Origin of the sequence: Streptomyces sp. CC224B (assembly GCF_030010595.1) — a bacterium.
Taxonomy (GTDB): domain Bacteria; phylum Actinomycetota; class Actinomycetes; order Streptomycetales; family Streptomycetaceae; genus Streptomyces; species Streptomyces longispororuber.
Genome location: NZ_JASCXL010000033.1, coordinates 1 through 21,012 on the forward strand (window position 1 = coordinate 1; position 21,012 = coordinate 21,012).

At 73.3% G+C, this 21,012-nt stretch carries 18 protein-coding genes and 3 tRNA genes; 13 read left to right on the forward strand and 8 right to left on the reverse strand.

Annotated elements, in window-relative coordinates:
- Nucleotides 1-300 precede the first annotated feature (300 nt).
- From purD to QK440_RS15655, 5 genes are all read left to right on the forward strand, one after another.
- Nucleotides 301-1,554 (forward strand): phosphoribosylamine--glycine ligase, encoded by a 1,254-nt coding sequence (gene purD, locus QK440_RS15635; RefSeq protein ID WP_282793704.1) that lies wholly within the window; start codon nucleotides 301-303, stop codon nucleotides 1,552-1,554.
- A gap of 152 nt (nucleotides 1,555-1,706) precedes the next feature.
- Entirely contained in the window at nucleotides 1,707-2,603 is an 897-nt protein-coding gene (locus QK440_RS15640) for a hypothetical protein (protein WP_282793705.1), read from the forward strand.
- 249 nt (nucleotides 2,604-2,852) lie between these two features.
- Entirely contained in the window at nucleotides 2,853-5,117 is a 2,265-nt protein-coding gene (locus tag QK440_RS15645) for a hypothetical protein (protein WP_282793758.1), read from the forward strand.
- 231 nt (nucleotides 5,118-5,348) lie between these two features.
- On the forward strand, nucleotides 5,349-6,869 hold the full coding sequence (locus QK440_RS15650; protein ID WP_282793706.1) for a N,N-dimethylformamidase beta subunit family domain-containing protein: 1,521 nt from the start codon (nucleotides 5,349-5,351) through the stop codon (nucleotides 6,867-6,869).
- 103 nt (nucleotides 6,870-6,972) lie between these two features.
- Nucleotides 6,973-7,884, forward strand: a complete 912-nt coding sequence (locus QK440_RS15655) for a phosphoribosylaminoimidazolesuccinocarboxamide synthase (RefSeq protein WP_282793707.1) — start codon at nucleotides 6,973-6,975, stop codon at nucleotides 7,882-7,884.
- 57 nt (nucleotides 7,885-7,941) lie between these two features.
- Here QK440_RS15655 and QK440_RS15660 read toward each other — a convergent pair.
- From QK440_RS15660 to QK440_RS15695, 8 genes are all read right to left on the reverse strand, one after another.
- Nucleotides 7,942-8,014: transfer RNA gene (locus QK440_RS15660), tRNA-Gly, on the reverse strand.
- 23 nt (nucleotides 8,015-8,037) lie between these two features.
- Nucleotides 8,038-8,646 carry a response regulator transcription factor gene (locus QK440_RS15665; protein WP_282793708.1) on the reverse strand — a complete coding sequence of 203 codons (609 nt, stop codon included), beginning with the start codon at nucleotides 8,644-8,646 and terminating at the stop codon, nucleotides 8,038-8,040.
- Entirely contained in the window at nucleotides 8,643-10,211 is a 1,569-nt protein-coding gene (locus tag QK440_RS15670; protein ID WP_349239294.1) for a sensor histidine kinase, read from the reverse strand. Before QK440_RS15670 ends, QK440_RS15665 begins: the two co-directional genes overlap by 4 nt.
- Nucleotides 10,212-10,222: 11 nt before the next feature.
- Nucleotides 10,223-11,032 (reverse strand): ABC transporter permease, encoded by an 810-nt coding sequence (locus QK440_RS15675; protein WP_282793709.1) that lies wholly within the window; start codon nucleotides 11,030-11,032, stop codon nucleotides 10,223-10,225.
- Complete coding sequence (locus QK440_RS15680) at nucleotides 11,029-12,045, reverse strand: ABC transporter ATP-binding protein (RefSeq protein WP_282793710.1); 1,017 nt, start codon at nucleotides 12,043-12,045, stop codon at nucleotides 11,029-11,031. The genes QK440_RS15675 and QK440_RS15680 overlap by 4 nt, the downstream gene beginning before the upstream one ends.
- Nucleotides 12,046-12,249: 204 nt before the next feature.
- Nucleotides 12,250-12,325, reverse strand: a tRNA-Gly gene (locus QK440_RS15685).
- A gap of 76 nt (nucleotides 12,326-12,401) precedes the next feature.
- Nucleotides 12,402-12,476, reverse strand: a tRNA-Gly gene (locus tag QK440_RS15690).
- 155 nt (nucleotides 12,477-12,631) lie between these two features.
- Nucleotides 12,632-12,949 carry an Lsr2 family protein gene (locus tag QK440_RS15695; protein ID WP_282793711.1) on the reverse strand — a complete coding sequence of 106 codons (318 nt, stop codon included), beginning with the start codon at nucleotides 12,947-12,949 and terminating at the stop codon, nucleotides 12,632-12,634.
- 429 nt (nucleotides 12,950-13,378) lie between these two features.
- Here QK440_RS15695 and purS point away from each other — a divergent pair, with 429 nt between their 5' ends.
- The 8 genes from purS (at nucleotide 13,379) to QK440_RS15735 (ending at nucleotide 21,010) form a co-directional block, all read left to right on the forward strand.
- Entirely contained in the window at nucleotides 13,379-13,645 is a 267-nt protein-coding gene (gene purS, locus QK440_RS15700) for a phosphoribosylformylglycinamidine synthase subunit PurS (RefSeq protein ID WP_282793712.1), read from the forward strand.
- 56 nt (nucleotides 13,646-13,701) lie between these two features.
- Nucleotides 13,702-14,379 carry a phosphoribosylformylglycinamidine synthase subunit PurQ gene (gene purQ / locus QK440_RS15705; RefSeq protein ID WP_282793759.1) on the forward strand — a complete coding sequence of 226 codons (678 nt, stop codon included), beginning with the start codon at nucleotides 13,702-13,704 and terminating at the stop codon, nucleotides 14,377-14,379.
- The gene (purL, locus tag QK440_RS15710) at nucleotides 14,376-16,649 is read left to right on the forward strand and encodes a phosphoribosylformylglycinamidine synthase subunit PurL (protein WP_282793713.1); all 2,274 of its coding nucleotides are present in this window, start codon (nucleotides 14,376-14,378) and stop codon (nucleotides 16,647-16,649) included. The genes purQ and purL overlap by 4 nt, the downstream gene beginning before the upstream one ends.
- A gap of 146 nt (nucleotides 16,650-16,795) precedes the next feature.
- Nucleotides 16,796-17,296, forward strand: a complete 501-nt coding sequence (locus tag QK440_RS15715; protein ID WP_282793714.1) for a winged helix-turn-helix domain-containing protein — start codon at nucleotides 16,796-16,798, stop codon at nucleotides 17,294-17,296.
- Between the two features lie 189 nt (nucleotides 17,297-17,485).
- Entirely contained in the window at nucleotides 17,486-18,391 is a 906-nt protein-coding gene (locus QK440_RS15720) for a M23 family metallopeptidase (protein WP_282793715.1), read from the forward strand.
- A gap of 46 nt (nucleotides 18,392-18,437) precedes the next feature.
- Nucleotides 18,438-19,097: a TetR/AcrR family transcriptional regulator gene (locus tag QK440_RS15725; protein ID WP_282793760.1), complete on the forward strand. Its 660-nt coding sequence runs from the start codon at nucleotides 18,438-18,440 to the stop codon at nucleotides 19,095-19,097.
- 9 nt (nucleotides 19,098-19,106) lie between these two features.
- Complete coding sequence (locus QK440_RS15730; protein WP_282793716.1) at nucleotides 19,107-19,904, forward strand: maleylpyruvate isomerase family mycothiol-dependent enzyme; 798 nt, start codon at nucleotides 19,107-19,109, stop codon at nucleotides 19,902-19,904.
- A gap of 287 nt (nucleotides 19,905-20,191) precedes the next feature.
- Nucleotides 20,192-21,010, forward strand: a complete 819-nt coding sequence (locus tag QK440_RS15735) for an META domain-containing protein (protein WP_282793717.1) — start codon at nucleotides 20,192-20,194, stop codon at nucleotides 21,008-21,010.
- Nucleotides 21,011-21,012 lie beyond the last annotated feature (2 nt).

The window sequence follows — 21,012 nt, forward strand, 5'->3', positions numbered from 1 at the left end:
GGCCGCCCCTGGACCCCGCTTTTCGGCGCTCCGCGCCTCGTCCCCAAACGCCGGACGGGCTCTCCAGCGCGGCCCGGCGAAAATTCCAGCCCGTCCGGCGTTTGAGGACGAGCGCGCCAGCGCGATTGCGGGGGTCCAGGGGGCGGAGCCCCTTGGTTTCGGAGAAGGGGCGGGTCTGGGGCGCCCCGCGCAGGCCCGGCCCCCCGAGGTCGGAGGCTCGTACGAACGTACAAGCGTCGCCCACCCCCCACCTCGGACACCCGGCCAAAGCCCCCCGCCCGGCCGGGCTAGGCTGACCCCGTGAAGGTCCTCGTCATCGGCAGCGGTGCCCGCGAACACGCCCTGTGCCGCTCCCTGTCCCTCGACCCCGCGGTCACCGCCCTGCACTGCGCGCCCGGCAACGCCGGCATCGCGGAGGTCGCCGAGCTGCACCAGGTCGACGCCCTCGACGGTGCCGCCGTGACGGGCCTCGCCCGCGCGCTGGAGGCGGACCTCGTCGTCGTGGGGCCGGAGGCGCCCCTCGTCGCCGGTGTCGCCGACGCCGTACGGGAGGCGGGTATCCCGTGCTTCGGGCCGTCCCGGGAGGCCGCCCGCCTGGAGGGCTCCAAGGCCTTCGCGAAGGACGTGATGGCGGGTGCCGGGGTCCCCACCGCGCGTTCGTACGTCTGCACGACGGACGAGGAGATCGACGAGGCCCTCGACGCCTTCGGCGCGCCGTACGTCGTCAAGGACGACGGCCTCGCCGCGGGCAAGGGCGTCGTCGTCACCGGCGACGTCGAGGAGGCCAGGGCGCACGCCCGCGCCTGCGGCCGCGTCGTCATCGAGGAGTTCCTCGACGGCCCGGAGGTGTCGCTGTTCGCCGTCACCGACGGCGAGACCGTCGTCCCGCTGCGTCCCGCCCAGGACTTCAAGCGCGCGCTCGACGGCGACGAGGGCCCCAACACCGGCGGCATGGGCGCCTACTCGCCGCTGCCGTGGGCCGACCCCAAGCTCGTCGACGAGGTGCTCGAGACGGTGCTCCAGCCGACCGTCGACGAACTGCGCCGCCGCGGCGCGCCGTTCTCCGGCCTGCTGTACGCGGGGCTGGCGATCACCGGCCGCGGCGTCCGCGTCATCGAGTTCAACGCCCGCTTCGGCGACCCCGAGACGCAGGTCGTCCTGGCCCGGCTCAAGACTCCGCTCGCGGGCGTCCTGCTGGCCGCCGCCAACGGCACGCTCGCCGACCTGCCGCCGCTGCGCTGGAGCGACGACGCGGCCGTCACCGTCGTCATCGCCTCGCACAACTACCCCGGCACCCCGCGCACCGGCGACCCCGTCGAGGGGCTCGACGAGGTGGCGCAGCGGGACGCCCCGCACGCGTACGTCCTGCACGCGGGGACCAGGCGCGACGGCGACGCGATCGTCAGCGCGGGCGGCCGCGTGCTGTCCGTGACCGCCACCGGGTCCGACCTGGCCGAGGCCCGCGAGCGCGCGTACGCGGCCGTGGCCCGCATCCGGCTCGACGGCTCCCAGCACCGGACGGACATCGCCGAGCAGGCAGCCGGCGGGCTCTGAGCGCAGACCCCGCGGATCCCACGGGCCCCACGGCCCTCGCGGGTCTCGCCGCCCACGGCCGCCGCCCGGCGCCGCGCGCCAGGCTCCCGGCGTCCGGCGTCCGGCGTCCTGCTCCCGGCTTCCGAGGCCATGACCTCACGTAACGTGACGTCATGGCCTCCAGTCGTCCCAACGGTCCCAGCGATCCCAGTCGTCCCCGTAGTCACAGCGGCCCCGGCGTTCCCCGTCTGCTGTACGTCACCGACCTCGCCTACGAGGCCCGCGGGCGGCGCTACTGCGACGAGGACATCCAGCTGTCCGCGCGGCTGCGCGAGGACTTCGACGTCGCGCTGTGCCATCCGCTGGACGCGGCCGCGCTGATGGACGGCTTCGACCTGGTCGTCGTACGCAACAGCGGGCCCGTCATCCACTACCAGGAGGCGTACGACGCCTTCCGCAGTCGCGCGCTGCGCGACGGCGTACGCGTCTACAACCCGCTCACCGGCCGCGCCGACATGGCGGGCAAGCGCTACCTCGTCGAGCTGACGGGCGCGGGCCTGCCGGTCATCCCGACCGTCGACCGCCCGGAGGACCTCGACCGGCTGCCCGAGGCGGCGGCCTACGTGATCAAGCCGGAGTTCGGCGCGGACTCCATCGGGCTGCGGACGGTCGGCCGCACGGACCTGACCCGCCTGGACTTCCGCGAGCACGGCGGGCTCCTCGCGCAGCCCCGGATCGACTTCCGCTACGAGGTGTCCTTCTACTTCGTCGACGACACCTTCCAGTACGCGCTGTACGCACCCCGGCCGGAGCGGCGCTGGCACCTGGAGCCCTACGTCCCGACCACCGAGGACCTGGACTTCGCACGGCGCTTCATCGCCTGGAACACCCTGTCCCACGGCATCCAGCGGGTCGACGCCTGCCGGGCGCCGGACGGGCGGCTGCTCCTGGTCGAGCTGGAGGACCTCAACCCGTACCTGTCGCTGGAGGCCCTGGGCACCCGGGAACGGGAGGCCTTCGCGGAGAGCCTGACGGCCTCGCTCCGGCGTTTCCTCGCGGCCGGAACCTGACGGTCACCTTTACCCAAAGCCATTCCATCGAGTGACCGCTCGGCCATCCGGCTGACGCTGCCCCACGTCCCAACTAGGGTGCGGCGCAGGGGTTCAGGCACCCGGCAGCCAAACAGCCCACCGGCATTGCGATGTCAGTGGCGGGTGCCACAGTGGGGGAGTGAGCAACGCCAACGACGTGCGCCGCCGCCGGCTCCGGCCGACGGCCGGGCTGTAGGCAGCAAGGGGGTGTCTTCGGTCGTGTCAGGAATGGGTGAGGAGGCGGGCGCGCGGGCCGCGCGCTCCCGGGCTCTTGCGGTGCTGCGTATTCGCGGCAGGGCGCTGGCCGTCGCCCTGCTGCCCGCGGCCGTCGCCGTCGTGCTGCTGGCCGCCACGGCCATGGGCCATGTGCAGGGCGCGGGCTGGGCCGCCGTCCGCTGGGCCGTCACGGCCCTCGCGGTGGTCGTCCTCTGCGCCGCCGCGGTCGTCGCCCTGGTGGTGGCCCGCGCCAGACCGGCCCTGAGCCCGACGGTCCCGATCACGGAGGCCGCGGCGCCGGACCTGTACCGCCTGGTGCGGGACCTCGCCGACCGCCTGGACGTGCCCGCGCCCTCCGCCATAGCGCTCACCCCGGACTGCGACAGCTGGCTGGAGGACCGTACGCACCCGGCCCACGACGCGTGCCGCCGCCGGTCGGCGAGGTCTTCGGGTTCTTCGGAGGCTTCGGGGAACTCGCACTCCGCGGCGTCGGCCGAAGCGTCCGGGACAGGGTCAGCGCGGACGTCCGCCGAGGCCCTCGGCGACCCGGACCCCGGGCGGATACGCGGCGGGCGCGGAGCCCGGCGCGTGGCCCCCGCGGCCCCGGTGCTGGTCATCGGCTCGCCCTTCCTGTGGTGGATGCGGGTCGGCGAGCTGCGGGCGGTCCTCGCCCCGGTGGTCGCGGGCACGGGCCCCTCGGCCCACCCGGACATAGCGGCCGCACGCCGCTTCGTACGCGGTCTGGACGCGGCCGTCGCGGTCGCCGTGGTCCCCGGCCGCGGGCCCGTGGCGCGCACCGTCCTCGGCGGGGTCGGCCGGGTGGCGCGGCTGCTGCTGCGGAGCTGCCGTACGCACGCGGCGGAGATGGAGCGCGGCGTCGCCGCGGCCGCCGCCGAGCGCGCCCAGACGGTGGACTACGGCGCCCGGATCGTCGCCCAGGAGCAGGTGGGCCTGGCGTACGCGGGCTGGGACCGGCTCCTGACCCGGGTCGCGCTGCCCGCCTGGCGCATGGGCCGCTGGCCCTCGCGGCTCGACGCGGGCGTGGTCTCCGCGCTCACCGAGCTCTCCCGCAGGGACCGCCTGGCCGACGGGTTCGCCTCGCGCCTCGGCGAGCGGCCCGCCTGCGACCTCCTGGAGGAGCCCGGCGCGGTGGACGAGGCGGCCTCGCTGCTGGCCGCCCGGTTGTTCCACGGGGGTCCCGCCGAGGCCGGTCCGGGCTGGGCCCCGGTGGCCTGGCAGGAGTATCCGGACGAGGTCGTCGACCGCAAGTGGCGCATGGACGCGGCCCGGCTGCACCGGGTGCTCGACTCGCTCGGCGTCAGCCGCTCCTCCGACCCCGAGGGACCCGACCCCGAGGGCCCGACCCTCGGGCGCGTCCTCGACCACCTGACCGACCCGGCAGCCGCGGCGACCGACCCGGAGACCGCGGGCGCCGACCCCCACGACGCGGCGGTCGACCGCTACGACGGGGTCGTAACCGGCCCTTACGGCGTCCACGGCGGCGACGAGGGCACGGATGTCGCAGACGTGGCAGATGTGGCAGATGTGGCAGAGGTCCCGGGCGCCACGGGTGCCACGGGTGCCGCGGACGACGCGGCCCACGCGGCTCGCGCGGTCAACGCGCCCGACGCCGTCAACACGGTCACCCCAGTCCACGCGGGCAGCGGGGCGAGCATGGACGGCGTTGACGATGTTGACGGTGTTGACCGTGTTGACGGTGCGCGCAACGCAGACGGTGCGGCCGCCGCAGACACTGCAGGCACCGCAGACGCCGTAGGGGACGAAGACGTCGCAGTGGACGAAGGCGTCGCTGTGGACGAAGACGCCGTAGTGGACCAAGACGCCCTGGTGGACGAAGACGCCGAAGACGACCGGCCCGAAGGCCCCGGCAGTCTGCTCGCCGCCGGGCTCAGTGCCGAGCTGGCCCGCGAGGAGGCCGCCGCCCCCGCCCGGCCCGTGCCCACCGGGCCGTCGCCGGACGGCGCGCTCTGGGACGACGGGGCACTGCCCCTGTTCCCGCTCCAGCCGCCCCGCACCGGCCGGGAGCTGCTCGCCGACCACGTCTCGGCGCTGGTGTGCTGCGCGGCCATAGACACGGCCGGCGCGGTGCCGGGCCTCGACTGGCTGGACGGTCCGTCCCTGCTCATAGGGGGTGAGCGCGCGGCCGACCTCACGCCCCGGGTCCTCACCCTGGTCGAGGAGGGCGACCCCGGGCCCCTCCGCGCCTGGCTCGCGGAGCAGGGCGTCCGCCCGGAGAAACCCCTCCGCCTCGTGTGACGCCCCGCCCCCACGGCGCCCAGAGGGCCCCGGGCCGTACCGGAAGGGCGGCGTTCCGGTCTTGCGAATTCACGACGAACGGTAACGGGCCGCGTGCGTAATGTGATGTGCTGGGTCCGGGAAAGGGAAAGACCGCCGCGGCACCGCGGGGGCTCCGCCTCCGCACCGGCACCGGGCCAACGACCACGCAGCGGCGGAGAACGGGCTCGGGAGCGAGGGAGGGGACTACGCATGGGACCGGAGCCGATCCGCCGCTGGGAGTCGGGCGCCCTCGCCCACGCCGTCACCGACCCCTTCGGCCAGGGCCCGCTGCCCTGGCTCCGGGGCGCGGAGCACTACTTCGACGACACGGGCCAGGTCGTCCCCTGGTACGTGGACCACGCACCGGCGCCCGGCGCCACCGGGCCGCGGCACATCCCGATGGCGCGCACCGGCGGCGGCCCGCGGACCGCCGACGACGTGCGCCGGCAGATCAAAGGGTTCACGGGCACCGGCGCCGCCGCCCCGGGTGAGGCGATCGACTTCCACATCACGGTCGACCCGCCGCAGCAGTTCAGCGTGGACATCTACCGCATCGGCCACTACGGCGGCGACGGCGCGGCGAAGATCACCACGAGCCCGCGCCTGTCCGGCATCGTGCAGCCCCCGCCGCTCACCGCCGACCGCACCGTCTCGTGTCACCACTGGTGGCTGTCCTGGCGGCTCCAGATCCCCTCGTACTGGAACATCGGCGCGTACGTCGCCGTCCTCACCACCGTCGACGGCTACCGCTCGCACGTGCCGTTCACCGTCCGCGACAGCCTCGTCCAGGGCGAGTTGGGCCACGCCCCCTCCGCCGACCTGCTCGTCGTGCTGCCGGACATCACCTGGCAGGCGTACAACCTCTACCCGGAGGACGGCCGCACCGGCGCGAGCCTGTACCACGCCTGGGACGAGCACGGCAGGCTCCTCGGCGAGAGCGAGGCCGCGGTCACGGTCTCCTTCGACCGGCCGTACGCGGGCGCGGGGCTGCCGCTGCACGTCGGCCACGCCTACGACTTCATCCGCTGGGCCGAGCGGTACGGCTACGACCTCGCCTACGCCGACGCCCGCGACCTGCACGCGGGCCACGTCGACTCCACCCGCTACCGGGGCCTGGTCTTCCCCGGCCACGACGAGTACTGGTCCCCGGCGATGCGCCGCACCACCGAGCTGGCCCGGGAGAGCGGCACGTCCCTGGTCTTCCTGTCGGCCAACACCATGTACTGGCAGGTGGAGTTGGGCCCGTCCCCGTCGGGCGTCCCGGACCGGCTGCTGACCTGCCGAAAACGCCGCGGGCCCGGCAAGGCCGCCCTGTGGCGCGAGGTCGACGTACCGGAGCAGCAGCTCATGGGCATCCAGTACGCGGGCCGCGTACCCGAGCCGCACCCGCTCATCGTCCGCAACGCCGACCACTGGCTGTGGGAGGCGACCGGCGCGCACGAGGGCGACGGGATCCCGGGCCTGGTCGCGGGCGAGGCCGACCGCTACTTCCCGCGCACGGCGCTGCCCGCGCACCAGGACCGCATCCTGCTCGCCCACTCGCCGTACGAGGACGGCGAGGGCACCGTCCGGCACCAGGAGACGTCGCTGTACCGGGCCCCGTCCGGGGCGCTCGTCTTCGCCTCGGGCACCTTCGCCTGGTCCCCGGCGCTCGACCGGCCCGGCCACGTCGACGCCCGCGTGCAGCGCGCCACGGCGAACCTCCTGGACCGCATCTGCAAGCGCGACTGAGCCGATGGGGGCCGACCCCGGGCGCTCCGGCCGACCCTTGGCCAAGACCATCCTCCGCATACGGGAGAATCGGAGCACTCAGACAGAACCACGGGGAGGAACCGTGTCCGGATTCGTCGAAAAGCCTGAACCGATCCAGGTTCCGGGTTTGGTGCATCTGCACACCGGCAAGGTGCGCGAGCTGTACCAGAACGAGGCGGGCGACCTCGTCATGGTGGCGAGCGACCGCATCTCCGCCTACGACTGGGTGCTGCCCACGGAGATCCCCGACAAGGGCCGGGTGCTCACGCAGCTCTCCCTGTGGTGGTTCGACCAGCTCGCCGACCTGGCGCCGAACCACGTGCTCTCCACGGAGCTGCCGCCCGGCGCTCCCGCCGACTGGGAGGGCCGCACCCTGGTCTGCCGGCGCCTGGAGATGGTCCCGGTCGAGTGCGTCGCGCGCGGCTACCTGACGGGCTCCGGCCTCGCCGAGTACCGGGAGACCCGCACCGTCTGCGGTCTCGCGCTGCCCGAGGGCCTCGTGGACGGCTCCGAGCTGCCCGCGCCGATCTTCACGCCCGCCACGAAGGCGGAGGTCGGCGAGCACGACGAGAACGTGTCGTACGAGGAGGTGGCCCGCCAGGTCGGCGCCGAGACGGCGGCCCAGCTCCGGCAGGCGACCCTGGCCGTGTACGGCAGGGCGCGGGACATCGCGCGGGAGCGGGGGCTGATCCTCGCGGACACGAAGTTCGAGTTCGGCCTGGCCGCCGACGGCGGTGAGGACGCGGGCCTGGTCCTCGCCGACGAGGTGCTCACCCCGGACTCGTCCCGCTTCTGGCCCGCCGACGTCTGGGAGCCGGGCCACGCCCAGCCGTCCTTCGACAAGCAGTTCGTCCGCGACTGGCTGACCTCGCCCGCCTCCGGCTGGGACCGCGCGAGCGAGCAGCCGCCCCCGCCGCTGCCGCAGGATGTGGTGGACGCCACACGCGCCAAGTACGTCGAGGCGTACGAGCGGCTCACCGGGACCGCCTGGTAGCGGGCGGCCGGAGCACGAAGAAGCCCCCGGTCCAGGGAACCGGGGGCTTCTCGACGGAGCGGACGACCAGGTTCGAACTGGCGACCTCAACCTTGGCAAGGTTGCGCTCTACCAACTGAGCTACGTCCGCGCTGCGCCGAAGCGCGATAGCTACTATACCCAACCTCGCTCGCGTGCGAGACGCACTGCCGCGTGCCGGTTCTCCGCCCCGGTCTTGGTGACCGCCGAGGAGAGGTAGTTGCGGACCGTTCCCTGGGACAGCGAGGCGCGCTCGGCGATCTCCGCGATCGACGCGCCGTCGGCGGCGAGTTCGAGCACCTCCGCCTCGCGGGCGGTCAGCGGGGAGTCGCCCGCGGAGATCGCGTCGGCCGCCAACTCCTGGTCCACGTAACGCCGTCCGCTGTGCACGGTCCGGATGATCTCGGCGAGCTGCTGGGCGCTGACCGTCTTCGGCACGAAGCCGCGCACGCCGACCGCGAGGGCCCGCTTGAGGTGCCCGGGGCGGCCGTGGCTGGTCACGATCATGACCTGGCAGTCGGGGAGTTCCTGCCGCAGGGATGTGGCCACACTCACACCGTCCGCCCCCGGCATCTGGAGGTCGAGCACCGCCACGTCGGGCCGGTGGGCGCGCGCCATGGCGAGCGCCTCGGGGCCGGAGGCGGCCTCGGCGACGACGGTGAGGTCGTCCTCCAGCCGGAGCAGGGCGGCGAGGGCGCCGCGGATCAGGTGCTCGTCGTCGGCGAGCAGCACACGCACGGTCACGAGGCCTTCACCTCGGAGGGCTGCACGGCTTCCACGAGGTCGACGTTCTCCACAGGTACGACGTTCTCCACAGGTACGGCGGCTTCCGCGGGCTCTGTGCCGGACGGCCTGTCCGCAGGGGGCCGGGGCCTGGCGGCGGTCCTGGCCATGTCGCCGGGGCGGCCCTCCCGGCCGGGCCGGGGCCTGCCGCGGCGCCACCGCGGGCCCGCACCGGACGTACGGTTTCGTACGGCCTCGGGGCCGCCCCCGGACGCGCGCCCCGCGCGGGAGCGGTACGCCTTCCAGGCCCCGGGCGGGGGCACCGCCTCCGCCGGGGTGCCCTCCTCGGCCGGGCGCTCCTCGCCGGGCCCCGGTACCGGCACGCGCGCGGTGACGCGGAACCGGCCGTCGGCGGCGGAGTGCTCCAGCGTGCCGCCCACGGCGGCCAGGCGCTCGCGCAGCCCGGCGAGGCCGGTGCCGCGGGTGGCCGAGCGGCCCTCCGGCACCCCGTCGTTCTCGATGGTCAGCGTCGCCTGTCCCGCGGTGAGGGACACGGTGATGGCGCAGTGCTGCGCGTCGCCGTGCCGCAGCACGTTCGTGGTGCCCTCCCGTACCACCCAGCCGAGGGCCGACTGCGCCGCCGGCGGCAGTCCGGCGGGTTCCCCGGTGACCCGGCAGGTGATGCCGGCGGCCTCCAGGACGCCGTGGGCCCCGGCGAGTTCCACCCCGAGCTCCGCCTCGCGGTAGCCGCGGACGACCTCCCGGATCTCCCGCTGCGACTGCTGGGCGATCCGCTGCACCTCGACCATCTGGTCCACCGCCTCGGGCCGTCCGCGCCGGGCCAACTGCGCGGCGAGCTCGCTCTTGAGGGCGATGACGGCGAGGTTGCGCCCCATCACGTCGTGCAGGTCGCGGCCGAAGCGCAGCCGCTCCTCGGCGACGGCGAGGCGGGCCTCCACCTCACGGGCCCGGTCGGCCTCCCACATCACCGAGAGCGTCCAGGCACTGCACCGCGTACTGATCAGGGCGATCCCGGCGCCGAACGCGACGAGCGCGGCGATCACAAGCAGCCGGCCGTCGTGCACGCCGGCGGCGGCGAAACCCGCCAGGGTCACCGCCTCCATGGCCAGGAAGCGGGCGGCGAAGCCCCGCAGCGGCGCCAGGAAGCCGAGCGCCACGCAGTGCGGCACGACCATGAAGGCCACGACGAAGCCGATCATGTCGTCCTTCACGCCGTCGACGGCCTGGAGCGCGAAGGCGAGGGCGAACATGGCCGCCAGGAGGGCGCGGGACACGCTCACGTCGCGCGCGGGGTACGGGCCGCGCCCCAGGTAGTGGTCGAGCGCCCGGCGCATGCCGCGGTTCATGTGGACGCACTGCGCGGCGGCGGTCGCGAGCATCACCCAGCCGAGCACCTGCGCCGGCAGGTCGGGCCGCAGGTTCAGGCCGAGAGGCAGCGTGCCCCAGCTCACGAAGAGCATCCACGGCAGGGCGTGCCACATCACCACGGACTGCAGCTCGACCCGCTCGATCTTGCTCCGCTCGTGCCAGCCGCGCTGCACGGCACGCATCCGGCCGACCACCACGTCTTCCCTCCTCAGCGCCGTGGTTCCCAGCGGAACCACCGTCGTACAGCAAACACGCCGAGGGCGATCCAGGCCACCGCGACGGCGAGCGCGCCCAGGGCGTCGGCGGCCGACAGGTCACCGGTCCAGCCACCGCGGATCAGCTCGACCACCGGGGTCAGGGGCAGCAGCTCGCAGACGGCGGCGACCCGGTCCGGCATGACTTCCAGCGGAACCATCGTGCCGGAGCCGAAGAACGAAAGGAGCAGCAGCGGCATGGCCGCGACCTGCGCGTTCTCCACGCTGCGGCTGAAGCTCGCCGTCGCGGCCGCGAGGACGGGCCACAGGGCGAGGCCGAGCAGCAGCCCGAGCACGGCGTAGTGCGGCGCTTCCGGGGCGCCGACGTCGAGCAGCGCCACGCAGCCCGCGGCCAGCAGGAGGGACTGGAGGAGGCCGACGGCCACGGACGGCAGCGCGGCGCCAGCGAGGATCTCGGCGTCCCGCAGTTCGCCGGTGCGCAGCCGCTTGAGGACGAGCTCCTCGCGCCGGGCCGCGTACACGTTCACCAGCGCCGAGTACACGGCGAAGAGCAGGGAGAAGCCGATCGCGCCGGGCAGGACGACCGAGCCGACGGACAGGCCGGTGCCCTCGAGGTCCATCTCCGAGGCGCCGGCGCGCACGCTGAACGGCATCACGAGCGGCACGAAGAGCGCCACCACGAGCGTGCCCTTGCTGCGGCCGAGCAGGGTCAGCTCGGCCCGTGCGAGGGCCAGCAGACGCCGGGCCGGGGTGGTGCGCGCGGCCCGCCGCGCGGTGGCCGGGGGCGAGGTCATGGTGCTCATGCCGTCTCCTTGTCGAAAGCCTCGCCGGTGCCGGAGGCCCCGTGCGAACCCGGGGCCCCGTCGCTGCCGGAAGTGCCACCGGGAGAACCGTCCGTCCCGGCCATCTCCCGCGCGATCCGCAGGAACGCCTCCTCCAGCGACGCCGCGCGGATGTCGAGTCCGCGCAGTTCGACCCCGGCCTGCCGGGCCCAGAGCAGCAGTTCGGTCGCGGAGCGCTGGAGGGTGTCGGTCCGCAGGCGCACCGTACGGCCCGTCAGTTCGTGGCCGGTGACGCCGAGGGCGGCGAGCGGCGGCAGGTCGCCGAGGAAGTAGCCGTCGGGGAGTTCGAAGGAGATCCGCGCGGGCTGCGTGGCGACGACGTCGGCGACGGTCCCGGTGGCGGCGATCCGGCCCTCGTGCAGGATGGCGAGGCGGTCGGCGAGCTCTTCGGCCTCCTCCAGGTAGTGCGTGGTGAGGAGCACGGTCGTGCCCCGCTCCCGCAGGGCGCGCACCAACTCCCAGGTCTCGCGGCGGCCTTCGGCGTCGAGGCCGGTGGTGGGTTCGTCGAGGAAGAGCACCTCGGGGTCGCCGATGAGCGCCATCGCGAGGTCGAGCCGCCGCTTCTCGCCGCCGGAGAGCTGCTTCACGCGGGTGCCGCCGCGCCTGCCGAGGCCGACGGCCTCCAGCGCGTCGCCGACGGGTCCCGCGCCGCTGGTGCACCCGGCCCACATGCGGGCCGTCTCGGCGACGGTCAGCTCGGAGGGGAAGCCGCCTTCCTGGAGCATCACGCCGATGCGCGGCCGCACCTCGTCCCGTTCGCGGTACGGGTCGTGGCCGAGGACGCGGACGTGTCCGGCGGCGGGTGCGGTCAGGCCTTCGAGGACCTCGACGGTGGAGGTCTTGCCCGCGCCGTTCGTGCCCAGGAGGGCGAACAGCTCGCCCCGGGCCACGGTGAACGAGATCCCCCGGACCGCTTCGAAGCCGCCCGCGTAGGTCCGCCGCAGGCCGTCGACGTCGATCACTTGCTCAGTCATGGTCCAAGCGTCGTACGGCCGGGGCCGTCCCGGCAGTGCGGCCTGTCATCGGCACCCATGACAAATGTCAGACGGCGCGGCGGCCCGCCCCCGAACGAGCCGCTCCCGGACAAGCCGCCCCCGAACAACCGGCCCGTGACCCCGAGGGCCCCGGAACCCCCGGAACGGCAAGAAGCCCGGCGCCTGTGGCACCGGGCTTCTTCGTGGAGCGAACGACGAGGTTCGAACTCGCGACCTCAACCTTGGCAAGGTTGCGCTCTACCAACTGAGCTACGTTCGCATTGCCCCCGACCGGCTTCCACCGATCGGTGCGAGCACCAGCTTACCGCACCCGAATGGGTGACTGGCTCCTGGTGTGGAGCGGGTGACAGGAATCGCACACTGCGCCTTCCCCCTGGAAGGGGGATGTTCTACTACTGAACTACACCCGCACGCTGCTGTGGGGTTCGGCCTTTCGGCCTCGCCCCTCGGCGTGCTCCAGACTTTAGCTGATCAGCGGGGGTGCTGCGCAAGTCGGCTGCACAGCACCCCTGCGGCGCCCGTTAGTTCGCCGGCCCGCGCCCGTCAGCCCACGGGCCCGCGCCCGTCAGTTCGCCGCCTCGAAGGCCTCGTACACGCTCTTCGGGATGCGGCCCCGGGGCGGTACGTCGAGGCGGCGCGAGCGGGCCCAGGCGCGTACGGCCGCGGGGTCCGGCGTCACCGCCGTGTGCCGGTAGACCTTGCCGGACTTCGACCTCTTGCGGGCCGCCTGGAGGTACGGGTCCAGGGCCTTGCGGAGTTCCTCGGCATTGGATTCGTTGAGGTCGATCTCGTACGACTTCCCGTCGAGACCGAAGACGACCGTTTCCGCCGCTTCTGAGCCGTCGATGTCGTCATAGAGAGTGACCACGACACGCTGCGCCACGAATATCGGTCCTTTCGTGCGACGCCACCGCATATGACATGGGGTGATGCCGACTGTCCGGCAGTTTTGGACAAAGTATCGGCTATAGCCAATTCCTTTGTACAGTGCTCGGCATTGCAGGGGGAAGTCGGCGAAAACCCACCGCGTGTTCCGGCAGCCGGCCGGGGGTAAAACGGCACCGGCCCGCTTGTCAGCAGAGTGACCGGGGCGGGCCGTCCGGCGCAATGGCGCGCTGTGATCTTTTCCAGGATTTTCCGCGGCCGTCCCCGGGGTGGCACCCCGGTGACCAGCGCATCCCCGTAACGAAGTGACTGGCGTCACGTAGGTTTCTACGAATCTACGCGAGTAGAATTTTTGTACGGGTAGTCTGAAGGAACCTGCTCAGCACACGCAAGCAGCACACGCAAGCACCACACACCGGGAGTGCCAGTGGCACGCGTCGTAGTCGACGTCATGCTCAAGCCGGAGATCCTCGACCCCCAGGGACAGGCGGTGCAGCGTGCACTGCCGCGCCTCGGATTCCAGGGCATCTCCGATGTACGTCAGGGAAAGCGCTTCGAACTCGAAGTGGACGGGCCGGTGGACGACGCCGCGCTCGCCCGTATCCACGAGATGGCGGAAACCTTCCTCGCCAACACGGTGATCGAGGACTTCGTCGTAAAGGTCGAGGACGGCACGGCGGGAGCCGCGAAGTGACCGCCCTCCCGTCTCCCGCCGCCACCCTTGACGGAGGCCCTTCGGGCCGCGGGAACATTCGCATCGGAGTCGTCACATTCCCGGGGACCCTCGACGACCGTGACACGCAGCGCGCGGTGCGCGTGGCGGGTGGTGAGCCGGTGCCGCTGTGGCACCGCGACAAGGACCTCAAGCAGGTCGACGCCGTGGTGCTGCCCGGCGGTTTCTCCTACGGCGACTATCTGCGGGCCGGTGCCATCTCCCGGTTCTCGCCGGTCATGGAGTCGGTCGTCGACCAGGCCAGGGCGGGCATGCCGGTCCTCGGGATCTGCAACGGCTTCCAGGTCCTGACCGAGACGCACCTGCTGCCCGGCGCGATGCTGCGCAACAACCACCTGCACTTCATCTGCCGGGACCAGAAGCTGCGGGTCGAGACGGACAGGACCGCCTGGACGGCCGACTACACGCCGGGCCAGGAGATCTCCATCCCCCTGAAGAACATCGACGGCCGCTACGTCGCCGACGAGCGCACCCTCGACATGCTGGAGGCGGAGGGCCGCGTCGCCTTCCGCTACCTGGACATGAACCCGAACGGCTCGCTGCGCGACATCGCGGGCATCACGAACGAGGCGGGCAACGTCGTCGGCCTCATGCCGCACCCCGAGCACGCGGTGGAGCCGCTGGTCGGGACCGGCCGCACGGACGGCCTTGGATTCTTCACCTCGATCCTGAAGAAGCTGGTGGACGCCCGATGACCCTCGACACCGTCAAGCACGCGGCGGAGACCCCCGAGGCCGCGCAGCCCTGGAAGGAACTCGGCCTCAAGGAGGACGAGTACGCCCGCATCCGCGAGATCCTCGGCCGCCGCCCGACCGGCGCCGAGCTCGCCATGTACTCCGTCATGTGGTCCGAGCACTGCTCGTACAAGAGCAGCAAGGTGCACCTGAAGCAGTTCGGCGAGAAGGTCCCCGACAACGACGCGATGCTCGTCGGCATCGGGGAGAACGCGGGCGTCGTCGACGTCGGCCAGGGCTACGCCGTCACCTTCAAGGTCGAGTCGCACAACCACCCGTCGTACATCGAGCCCTACCAGGGCGCCGCGACCGGCGTCGGCGGCATCGTGCGCGACATCCTCGCCATGGGCGCGCGCCCGGTCGCGGTCGTGGACCCGCTGCGCTTCGGCGCGGCCGACCACCCCGACACCAAGCGCGTCCTGCCCGGCGTGGTCGCGGGCATCGGCGGCTACGGCAACTGCCTGGGGCTGCCGAACATCGGCGGCGAGGTCGTCTTCGACCCCTGCTACCAGGGCAACCCGCTGGTCAACGCCGGCTGCATCGGCGTCATGAAGCACGAGGACATCCACCTTGCGAAGGCGTCCGGGCCGGGCAACAAGGTCATCCTGTACGGCGCCCGCACCGGCGGCGACGGTATCGGCGGCGTCTCCGTGCTGGCCTCGGAGACCTTCGACTCCACCGGGCCCTCGCGCCGTCCCGCCGTCCAGGTCGGCGACCCCTTCCAGGAGAAGCTCCTCATCGAGTGCACCCTGGAGATCTTCCGGGAGGACCTGGTCGCGGGCATCCAGGACCTCGGCGGCGCGGGCCTGTCCTGCGCCACCAGCGAGCTGGCCTCGGCCGGTTCGGGCGGCATGCGCGTGGAGCTGGACACGGTCCCGCTGCGCGACTCCTCGCTCTCGCCGGAGGAGATCCTCATGAGCGAGTCGCAGGAACGCATGTGCGCGATCGTGGAGCCGGACAAGGTCGGCCGGTTCCTGGAGATCTGCGAGAAGTGGGACGTCATCGCGACCGTCATCGGCGAGGTGACGGACGGCGAGCGCCTGGAGATCTTCTGGCACGGCGAGCAGATCGTCGACGTGCCGCCGCGCACCGTCGCCCACGAGGGTCCCGTCTACCACCGGCCGTACGAGCGCCCGTCCTGGCAGGACGCCCTCCAGGCCGACGACGCGGGCAGGCTCCCCCGGCCCGCCACCCCCGAGGCGCTGCGGGACCAGGTCCTGCAGGTCGTGGCGTCCCCGAACCAGGCGTCCAAGGCGTGGATCACCGACCAGTACGACCGCTTCGTGCAGGGCAACACGGTGCTCGCGCAGCCCGAGGACGCCGGCATGATCCGCGTCGACGAGGAGACGAACCTCGGCGTCGCGATGGCCACCGACGGCAACGGCCGGTACGCGAAGCTCGACCCGTACGCGGGCGCGCAGCTCGCGCTCGCCGAGTCGTACCGCAACGTCGCGGCCTCCGGCGCCAAGCCGCTCGCCATCTCCAACTGCCTGAACTTCGGCTCGCCCGAGGACCCGGCGGTGATGTGGCAGTTCGCCGAGGCCACCCGCGGCCTCGCGGACGGCTGCCTGGCGCTGGGCACCCCGGTGACCGGCGGCAACGTCTCGCTGTACAACCAGACCGGCGAGACGGCGATCCACCCCACGCCGGTGGTGGCCGTGCTCGGCGTCATCGACGACGTCACGCGCCGTACGCCGATCGCCTTCACGGAGGAGGGCCAGCTCCTCTACCTGCTCGGCGACACGCGGGAGGAGTTCGGCGGCTCGGCCTGGGCGGGGGTCGTCCACGACCACCTCGGCGGGCTTCCGCCCGAGGTCGACCTGGAGCGGGAGCGGCTGCTCGCCGACATCCTCATCTCGGCCTCGCGCGACGGCATGATCGACGCCGCGCACGACCTGTCCGACGGCGGCCTGATCCAGGCGGTCGTCGAGTCCTGCCTGCGCGGCGGGACCGGCGCCCGGCTCGTCGTGCCGGACGCGCTGTCCACCGGTGGCTCCGCCACGGGCGACGCGTTCACGTTCCTGTTCTCCGAGTCGGCGGGCCGGGCGGTCGTGTCCGTGCCGCGCAGCGAGGAGCTGCGGTTCACCGACATGTGCGCGGCGCGGGGCCTGCCCGCCACGCGCATCGGCGTGGTGGACGGGGACGCCGTGGAGGTGCAGGGCCAGTTCTCCCTCGGCCTCGACGAGCTGCGGGCCGCGCACACGGAGACCATTCCGGCGCTCTTCGGCTGACCCGCTCCGGCCACGCCCGCGGTGTTCGCGGGCGCGCGGTCCCCCGGCCCCGTCCGTACGCGGACGGGGCCTTCGCCGTTCCCGTTCGAGTTCGAGTTCCGCGGGCACCCTTGACTTGTGATTACGTAATTACGTAAGTTCCATGCATGGAACTTGAGGAGCGCGTCGCCGAACTGGAGCGCCGCGTCGCCGCCCTCGAAGGCGCCGACCGGCCCGGACCCGTCGTCGGCGAGGGGGACTTCTGGGCGCTGGACGGCTGGAAGGCCCAGCTCGCGGACGTCGGCGCGGCCGACGGAGGCGTGCTGTTCACCGGCGCGGTGCGGCTCCCGACCGGGCAGCGGTACGACTGGCAGTACGGCCAGGTGACCGAGGACGTGCTCGCGGCGGACCTGGCGACCGCGGCCGAGTCGTTCGCCGCACTCGGGCATCCGGTGCGGCTCCGGCTGCTCCGCGAGATCCTCGGCGGCCGCCGTACCGCCGCCGAGCTCGCCGCGCTCGACGACGTCGGCACGACCGGGCAGATCTACCACCACCTGCGCCAACTGACCGCCGCGGGCTGGCTGGACACCACCGGGCGCGGGCGCCACGAGGTGCCGGCGGGACGGGTGGTGCCGCTCCTGGTGGCGCTGTCGGCGGCGACGCCCTGACCGGCACGCGCCTCCGGACCGGCACGCGCTCCTTGACCGGGCCACGCGTTCCGTGACCGCGGCACGCGTTCCGTGACCGCGGCACGCACTCCTTGACCGGGCCACGCGCTCCGTGACCACGGCACGCGCCCCCTGGCCGACCGGCCCGCCGCGCGTCCTGACCATCACGTTCGACTGAGGAGAACAACCATGGTGATACGCAAGCTGTGCGCGGTCCTGCGGCGTCTGCTGGTCCTCGTCTTCTTCGGGCTCGTCGTCGGCCGCTTCTTCGTCGACTACCCCTTCGCGTGGTGGCTGATCTTCACGCCGCTGGTGCTCTCGTGGGTCGCGGGCATCGTGGCGGGCCGCTCCGCGCGCCACGACATGGGCGCCGCTCCGCGCGAGCCCGTCGAGGTGCTGCCGCCGGTCACGGGCCGCTGGTCCGCCCTGAACAGCCCGGCCGACCGCGTCCCGAGCCACGGCACCCACGGCTACGGCCAGACGTACGCCATCGACATCACGGCCGAGGACGACGAGCGCCCCCGCCCGGGCTTCTCCTGGCTGTGGCCGCTCGCCCGCCGCGGCGACCGCTACCCGGCCTTCGGCGCGGACCTGCTGGCCGTCGCCGACGCCACCGTCGTGCACGCCGAGGACCGCCAGCGCGACCACCTCAGCCGCAGCTCCCTGGTGGGGGTGCTGTACCTGCTGTTCGTCGAGGGGGACCTGCGCGGCCTCGCCGGGGCGCACCGGGTCCTCGGCAACCACGTGATCCTCGACCTCGGCGGCGGTACGTACGCCGCGTACGCGCACCTCCAGCGCGGGTCGCTCGCCGTGCGCCCCGGTGACCGGGTGCGCGCGGGCCAGGTCATCGGCCGCTGCGGCAACTCCGGCAACTCCTCCGAGCCGCACCTGCACTTCCAGCTCATGGACAGCCCCGACCTGGAGGCGGCGCGCGGCGTTCCGTTCCGGTGGCGCGGCGTGGGGGTGCCCGCCAACAAGGAGGAGTTCACGGTGACGACGGTGACGGAGGGGAGCCCCGCGGACGGCCGCGGGGACGGCCGCGGGGAGACCACCCTGACGAAGAATGGGCCCAGTGCAAACTTGAGCCGGGATTAAATTTCATCCTCGTACAATGCGGGCATGGCAGCTCGGAGAGACGCGCATGGCCGCCGCTGAGGGGCCCCAGGCCCGCCGGCCGGGACTGCGCGAGCGCAAGAAGCGGCAGACCGCCCAGCGGATCTGGCAGGCCGCGGTGGACCTCTTCGTCGAGCGCGGCTTCGACAAGGTGTCCGTTGCCGAAATCGCCGCGGCCGCCGACGTGTCCAAGATGACCGTCTTCAACTACTTCGGCACCAAGGAGGACCTGGTCCTGCGGCCGATGGAGGAGCACCTCGCCGACGCCGCCCGGGCGGTCAGGGACCGCGCCCCCGGCGAGTCCGCCGTCGACGCACTGCGCCGCGAGCTGCTCGGCCTGATCGCCGAGCGCTCCCCTGCCGTCGGCCTCAGCGACGACCGGCGGGCGATGGAGACCCTGCGCCTCGTCCTGGAGACCCCCGTCCTGATCAAGCGCGCGCACGACCTCCAGGTGCGCGGCCAGAGCCTGCTCGCCGAGGTGCTCGCCGAGGAGACCGGCGAGCCGGTGCTCGCCCAGGTCGCCGCCGCCCAGCTCATCGGCGTACGCAACGCGGTCTGCGCGGACGTCATGCGCCGCCGCATGGCGGGCGAACCCACGGAGCGGATCGCCGCGGACGCCGACCGGCTCGCCCGCGCCGCCTTCGACCTGCTGGAAAAGGGCCTCAGCGACTACGCGGTGAAGGCTTAGGCTCCCCCCATGCCACCGGCCAAGAAGCGCGTGCGCGCCTACGATCCGACGAAGATCCGCACCGCCGTCCTCACGCAGTTCACGACCGTGCGGGAAGCCGTCGCGGGCCTCTCGGAGGAGCAGCTCGGGCGCCCGACCCGGCTCGGCGACTGGAGCGTGCGCGAGCTGGCCGCGCACCTGACGATGTCGCTCGGCTCGGTCGCCCGCGCACTGGACGCGCCGGAGCCCGCCGAGGCCGATGTCACCCTGCAGAACTGGGCGTTCCGGACGTCGGCGGCCGCCGGCCAGGTCGACGAGGACGTACGCGGCATCGTGGACGGGGGCGCGGACCTCGACGCGCTGTTCGGGCAGGCCGCCGACCGGCTCGGCCAGGCTCTGCCCGGTGTGCCCTCCACCCGCCTCGTCCGGATGCGCTTCGGCGGCATGACCCTCGCCGACTTCCTGGTCACGCGCACCGTCGAGCTCGTCGTGCACACCGACGACCTGAACGACGCCGTGCCCGGCCTCGACGTCCCGTACGACCGCCAGGCCCTGGCCGCGTGCACCCGGCTGCTCGCTGACACGCTGGCCCTCAAGGCCCCCGGCGGCGCGGTGGAGGTCCGCGTTCCGCCGTACGCCGTGGTGCAGTGCGTGGAGGGGCCCCGGCACACCCGCGGCACCCCGCCGAACGTCGTCGAGACCGACCCGCTGACCTGGATCCGGCTCGCGACGGGCCGCACGACGTGGCGCGCGGAGCTGGCCGCGGCCCGGGTGAGCGCGAGCGGCGAACGGGCGGACCTGGAGGGGCTGTTGCCGCTCATGTCCTGAGCGGGCGGAGCGGCGACGGCGGCCGCGGTGGAGCGGGCCCGGCGCGCGTGGCGGAGCGCGGTCGGAGCGCGGCGAACGTACGCGACCGGCGCGGGCGAGGCGCGCCGGACGCGGGTGAGGCGCACCGGACCGGCGCGGGCGGGATGAACGCGACCGGCGTGGGCGAGGTGTACGCGACCGGCGCGGGCGGTGCGTACCGGACCTGCGCAATCGACGGTTCCGGAGCGGGACGCGGGAGGGAACCGGACCGCGGGGCGCCCCGTCACAATGGCATGTACAAGCAGCGCGTGACCCAGACCCTCACCGTCCTCGCCGCCGCAGGTCTGCTCGCCGCCTGCGGCTCGGAGTCCGGCTCCGGCACGGCCGACGGCTCCCGGCGGGACTCCGGAACCGACGGCTCCACGGCACGCCTCACCGGTGTGCGCTGGAACATCGAGAGCCTCACCGTCGACGGCAAGAAACAGCAGGCTCCGAGCGGCACCTACGTCCGGCTCGGCGGCAAGGGCGGCACCGGCGGCCACTTCGGCTGCAACGGCTACGGCGCCGACGTCTCCGTGCGGGGCGACACGGTCCGCTTCAAGCCGGGCGTCCACACGGAGCTGGCCTGCGACGACCTCAAGTTCGAGCAGAGCCTCGCCCGTGCCCTCGACGGCACGCTCAAGGCCGACGTGGCCGGCGACCGGCTGACGCTCACCAACGCCACGGGCGACAAGATCGCCCTGTCCTCCGGCCCGGCCATCCCCGAACCCCCGCTCCAGGGCACCACCTGGACCGTGGACTCCGTGGGCACCGACGACACCGCGCGCCCCCTGCCCAAGCAGGTCGCGGGCAAGGCCCGCCTGGTCTTCGGCAAGGACGGCACGGTGCGCGGCAACCTCGGCTGCAACGGCGTCACCGCCAAGGCCGAGCCGCGCGCCGGGAAGATCGCCTTCGGGAAGCCGAAGACGACCCGGATGCTGTGCCAGGGCGCCAAGGCCAAGACCGAGCGCGACCTCCTGAAGCTCTTCGAGGGCACGGCTCGGTACGAGGTCAAGGACGACAGCCTCACGCTCACCGCGCAGGACGGCACGGTGGTCACCGCCGGAGCGCGGAAGACGGACCGATAGCC